We start from the raw sequence: 5,109 nt of genomic DNA on the forward strand, positions 1-5,109 counted from the left end.
GTTCTGTATGATGTGCATAAATTCATGGGCGACAACCGCCATCAACAGCACAGGTTTGTCATAAAGGGACTTCCCCAGGAACATGGCCCGGTCGCTGCGCGACTTCACGTATCCTTTTACGCCATCTGCCTCGCTGACATCCTCAGAGCCAGAAGCGGAGAGGAAAAACAGCTCTCCAGCCGGGGCAATCCCGGGATCGTACAGGTCCCCGAACAGAAGATTGAGCAAATTCCTGTATGTGGTTTTTCCGCCCTTCACCAGAGCCAGAAGCTGTTCTGCTTTTTCAGCCTGCAGTGAATCCATCGGTGAAATCCTGACCTGATCTCTTGCAGAAGGACTGTACCCGGAAACGGTTAATTTTTGGTTGCACTGCGGTTTTCAGACCCTGCCCAAGCGCCGGAAGAGGCAGCAAAAGTCAAAGGCATGTTATCAATTGACGACACGCCCTAGTTCACCAGAATGTGCCCACCATCGGCGATGAGGGTATGGCCGGTCATGAAACTGGCGTCGTCACTGGCCATGAACAGGATAGCCTTTGCCATTTCCTCCGGCTGGCCCAGCCGTTTCATGGGCGTCCTGTCAACAAAATGGGCGATCAGTTCCGGCCCGGCGCTGCCGGTCATGTCCGTGTTGACGATCCCCGGCGCCAGCGCATTGACACGGATGTGCGGGGCGAGCTCCACCGCCATGGATTTCGTATAGTTGATCACGCCGGCCTTGGCTGCTGTATAGACTGAAACAGCCGCAGCCCCCATGATCCCGAAAGTGGAGGTGACGTTCACGATGCTGGCCCCTGGCCGGCCTTTCATCAGGGGAAGCATCTGCTGGGTCATCAGGATCGTGCCCAGAAGATTGGTTGACATACCGTCCATGAAGTCCTTCGGGGAAACTTCGCCGCGGCTAAGGATGGCTCCGGCGTTGTTCACCAGAACATCCGCCCTTCCCCAGCGTTCTTTTACTGTGGACGCTATTGTCTGACAGGTCTTTTCATCCCCGATGTCGCCGGTGACAACGGCATGGTCTGTATCCCCCAGGGATTGCCGGACCTGGCCCATGGCCTTGTGGTTGCTGCGACAGGCCAGAAGCAGGCGGGCTCCTTCAGCCGCAAAAGCCAGGGCAGTGGCACGCCCGATTCCGCGGCTTGCGCCCGTGATGACGACCACCTTGTCCCGAAAGCGCATGGCTCACCCGGTGTATTGCTGAAAAACAGGAAAGCTGTTTCAAAAGTCGCTGATCTGAGGCGATGGCCACCGTTTTATGAGAACCGGAGCGCAGCGTACACTAAAGTACGTGAGCGCCAGAAGCGCAGGAAAACAAGGACAGCGACCAGAGCAGCCAGACTTTGGAAACGGCTTTTGGAGGCGCGGACGGGAATCGAACCCATATTCGAGGATTTGCAGTCCTCTGCATCACCATTCTGCCACCGCGCCGTGCAGAAAGTCAGTCCTGTGCGTATAGAGGCCAGGGCCGGCTGCGTCAAGGCCGCCTTACCTCTCCCCCTGCCACCTGGTTTTTAAACCACGTCACCTGGCGCTTTGCATAGTTGCGCGTGGCCTGTTGCGCTCTGTGGATTGCCTCTTCCAGGGAAATTTCTCCCGCGATGAAGGCCGCCAGTTCACGGACTCCCACGGCTTTCATGGCGGGCAGGGACGGATCCAGGCCGCGCTGCAGGAAAGCGCGGACTTCCTCGACCGCTCCCTGCTCCACCATTTTTTCGAAACGCCGGTTACAGGCGTCGTACAGCACCTCGCGGGGAGGATCCAGAACGATCCACCGGAACCGCCATTCCGGTGGCGGGATCGAATGCCTTTCTGCCTGCCATTCCGACAGGGGCCGGCCTGTGGCCTCGTGCACTGCCCAGGCCCGGGTTACCCGCTGGGTGTCGCCGGGATACAGCCGGGCACCCAGCACCGGATCACGCCGCTGCAGGTCCGCGTGAAAAGCCTCTGGTCCCATCGTCCGGCGCTGGTCCACGGCCCGTTTCTGAACTTCTGCCGGCACAGCCGGAACCGGCGCCAGCCCCTCGGTCAGGGCCTTGAAATACAGGCCCGTGCCGCCCACCAGGACGGGTTTTTTGCCCTGCGCCAGGGTCTGTTCAATCTCCGTCACGGCCATCTGTCGCCACCGCTCGGCCGAGCATTTTTCAGAAGGATCCAGAACCCCGTACAGACGATGGGAAGTAGCCTTCATGTCTTTTGCAGAAGGACAGGCAGTGAGAATGGGCAGGCCCGCGTACACCTGCATGCTGTCAGCGTTGATGATCACACCGTTCTCGCGCCGCGCCAGGTCCAGGGCCAGAGCGGATTTGCCGCTGGCCGTCGGGCCTCCCACCAGAATGATTTCAGAACTGTTCTGCTTCACGAAGACGCACTTTCACTGTGTGTGACCGACCCAGGTTATCGACTACGACCAGGGTATGGAAGCCCGGGCCCGCTGGCCGCCATTCGGTTGGCAGGCCGTCTTCGGAGACGCCCAGCGGCTGGCCGTCGGCGATCCAGCGCAGGGGCCGCAGCCCTCCCCTCGCCGTCAGGCGGAACACACCGCTGTCGGGCCATTCCAGAACAGCGCGGGAGGCTGGAAAGGTGATCCGGGGTGCTGGCGGTCCACGAACCGCAGCAACAGAAGCAGTCTCCAGACGCTGCAGGCCCGGCGGCAGAGGCGTGCGCCGGGTCTCGAGAACCCCTTCCGGTGGCGGATCAATCCCGGCAGGGGCAGAGGGCATCAGGCTGGCGATGGAAAACAGGAGGGGCGCCGCCACGCCGACACCGGTGCACTCGAAACAGGGCCACCCCTGCGGCATGCCCACCCATACCGCGATCACCACGCGCCCGTCCGTGCCCACGGCCCAGGCGTCGCGCTGGCCCCAGGAGGTTCCCGTCTTGAACGCCACGGGGTGGGAGCGCAAAAACGCAGGCCCATAGCCAGCTGGCGGCGTGGTTTTTTCCAGGATACGGCGCAGGTACCAGGCACTGGAGGGCTGCATCAGCGCATGCCACTGCGGCGCGGGATTGGCCGGGGTCAGGGACAAGCGGTCGGGTACGCGGCCATCTCCCGCAATAGACACATACAGCCGCGCCAGGTCCTGCAGCGTGGTGCCCACGCCGCCCAGCGCCAGGGGAAGGCTGGCCACTTCCTCGGCCGGTGGGAACACGAGGGGAGAGCCCGTCTCCTGCAGCGCCGCCACGAACCGGGATGGGCCCAGGCGGTCCAGCACGGCTACCGCCGGAACGTTCAGGGACTGGCGCAGTGCCTCGGCCACCGTCACCTCGCCGCGAAAATTGCCATGGAAGTTTTTGGGGTCGTAGCCCTCGAAATCCGTGGCCTTGTCCGCCACCAGCGTCTCCGGATGCACCACCAGCCGGTCAAAGGCCATACCGTAGATGAAGGGCTTGAGCGCAGAACCGGGGGAACGTACCGCCGCCGTGAAATCAAGGCTGCCATAGCGGGTGGGGTCCAGGGCGCTGGCCGATCCAGCCCAGGCCAGAACCTGCGCCGTGTCAGCCCGCACCACCAGCGCCGCCGCGTTCATGGGCACGGGCAGGCGCTTTGCGGCCAAGGCTAACTGCTCCTGGACTTTTTTCTGCAGCTGCGCGTCCAGTGTGGTCTGTCCGGATTTTATACGTTGCGCCACATGGGCTGCATCGCGCGGGAACGGCAACCGCTGGACGGGCACCGGTGTTGCCCGTGCCTCATCTGCCTCGTCGGCAGTCAGCAGACCTTCCTGCTGCGCCAGGTCGATGACCCGGTCGCGGGCCATGCGGGCCGCATGGGGAAAGCGCTCCGGCCGCCGGTCGTTGGGGTCCTGCGGCACGGCGACCAGCAGCGCTGCCTCGGCCGGGGACAGCACCGCCGGCTCCTTCCCGAACCAGGCCAGACTGGCCGTGCGGACCCCCTCCAGATTGCCGCCAAAGGGCGCCCGCGTCATCCAGGCGGCCAGAACCCCGTCCTTGCCCACACGCGTCTCCAGCTGGAAGGCGCGGACCATCTCGATGATCTTGGAGGCGATGGTGCGCGGCCGCGGCTCCAGCAGACGAATGGCCTGCATGGACAGGGTGGAGGCTCCGGACACCGGCCGACCGTACTGCATCCACTGGCCCATGGCGCGAAATACGGACAGCACGTCAACGCCGTGGTGACTTTCAAACCGCCGATCCTCGCGCAGCAGCAGCATGCTCATATACAGCGGATCCACCTGGTCGCGCGTGACGCCCAGGCGCCATTTTTGGTCCGGCGTCAGGGCCACATGGAGCACTTTTCCCTGCCGGTCCGTCAGCACCGGCGACACAACAGCCAGATCCCGCACGGGAGGCGGCACAAGACGGTCCAGAAGAACGATGGACAGGATGAGGATCAAGGGGACAATGATCAGCCCCATGCGTCGAAATTTTCTCCGGAATGCGTTTGCCGCCCTGAACATCGTGCCATCATATTCATTGATTTGCAGCGCGCGCAAGAACAGCCACTTTTACTTTCATGATTTCCGGCTAAACCGGAAACAGGCATTTTTCTGGAAGAAGGACAGGTTCATGGCTTCCCGCTACGCTGAAAAACACGGAAAATCCATAAAACCGCAACCTGCTGGGGACACCGGCCCGTCTCTTGTCGCAGACACCCTTCGCAGGCAGGCCCGGGAACAGGAAAACCGGCTCCCTGCACAAGCTGCTGTCAGTTTCAGCTCCCGCCTGTCCGAATGGCTGGACAAACGCCGGAATTCGCTTGAAGAAGCAAGGTCCAGGATCATGGCCAAGGAAACAGAGCCCATCCAGATCAGGATTGCCAATGAATTTCTCAAGGGGGTTTCCTGGCTGGACCAGGGCAAGGTATACGAACAGAAAAAACAGGAAATAAATGCCCGGATCCAGAAAGAGCTTGCCCCCCTGCTTCCCGGGCTTGAACAGGAAATCAGCCAGGCGCAGGAGAAAGTATATCAGAAATGGATACAGGACATTAAAACAGAAGCTGCCGATCTGGCCCATGTTTATGAATCCGATTATTCGGGCATGCTTACATGCAACCTTCCTGTTCTTGTCCATATTCTCCAGAGCATTGACGCCCTGGCGGCGCCCAACAGCAGGACCCTGTCCGGTATCAATACGGGAACCAATACCT

General features: G+C 61.5%; 5 protein-coding genes and 1 tRNA gene. 1 reads left to right on the forward strand and 5 read right to left on the reverse strand.

Going from position 1 to position 5,109, the window contains the following annotated elements:
* The 5 genes from M3O22_08545 to pbpC all read right to left on the reverse strand — a co-directional run.
* Positions 1-303: hypothetical protein (locus M3O22_08545; GenBank protein ID MDP9196792.1), on the reverse strand; the 303-nt coding region annotated here is incomplete at its 3' end.
* Between the two features lie 143 nt (positions 304-446).
* Positions 447-1,181 carry an SDR family oxidoreductase gene (locus M3O22_08550; protein MDP9196793.1) on the reverse strand — a complete coding sequence of 245 codons (735 nt, stop codon included), beginning with the start codon at positions 1,179-1,181 and terminating at the stop codon, positions 447-449.
* Between the two features lie 175 nt (positions 1,182-1,356).
* A tRNA-Cys gene (locus M3O22_08555) sits at positions 1,357-1,430 on the reverse strand.
* Between the two features lie 46 nt (positions 1,431-1,476).
* Complete coding sequence (miaA, locus tag M3O22_08560; GenBank protein MDP9196794.1) at positions 1,477-2,361, reverse strand: tRNA (adenosine(37)-N6)-dimethylallyltransferase MiaA; 885 nt, start codon at positions 2,359-2,361, stop codon at positions 1,477-1,479.
* Positions 2,342-4,375, reverse strand: coding sequence for a penicillin-binding protein 1C (gene pbpC / locus M3O22_08565; GenBank protein ID MDP9196795.1), 2,034 nt, complete (start codon positions 4,373-4,375; stop codon positions 2,342-2,344). Before pbpC ends, miaA begins: the two co-directional genes overlap by 20 nt.
* 151 nt (positions 4,376-4,526) lie before the next feature.
* On the opposite strand from pbpC, the gene M3O22_08570 reads away from it, so the two are divergent.
* A partial coding sequence (locus M3O22_08570) for a hypothetical protein (protein ID MDP9196796.1) occupies positions 4,527-5,109 on the forward strand: 583 nt, incomplete at its 3' end.

This window comes from Pseudomonadota bacterium (assembly GCA_030775045.1).
GTDB lineage: Bacteria > Pseudomonadota > Alphaproteobacteria > JALYJY01 > JALYJY01 > JALYJY01.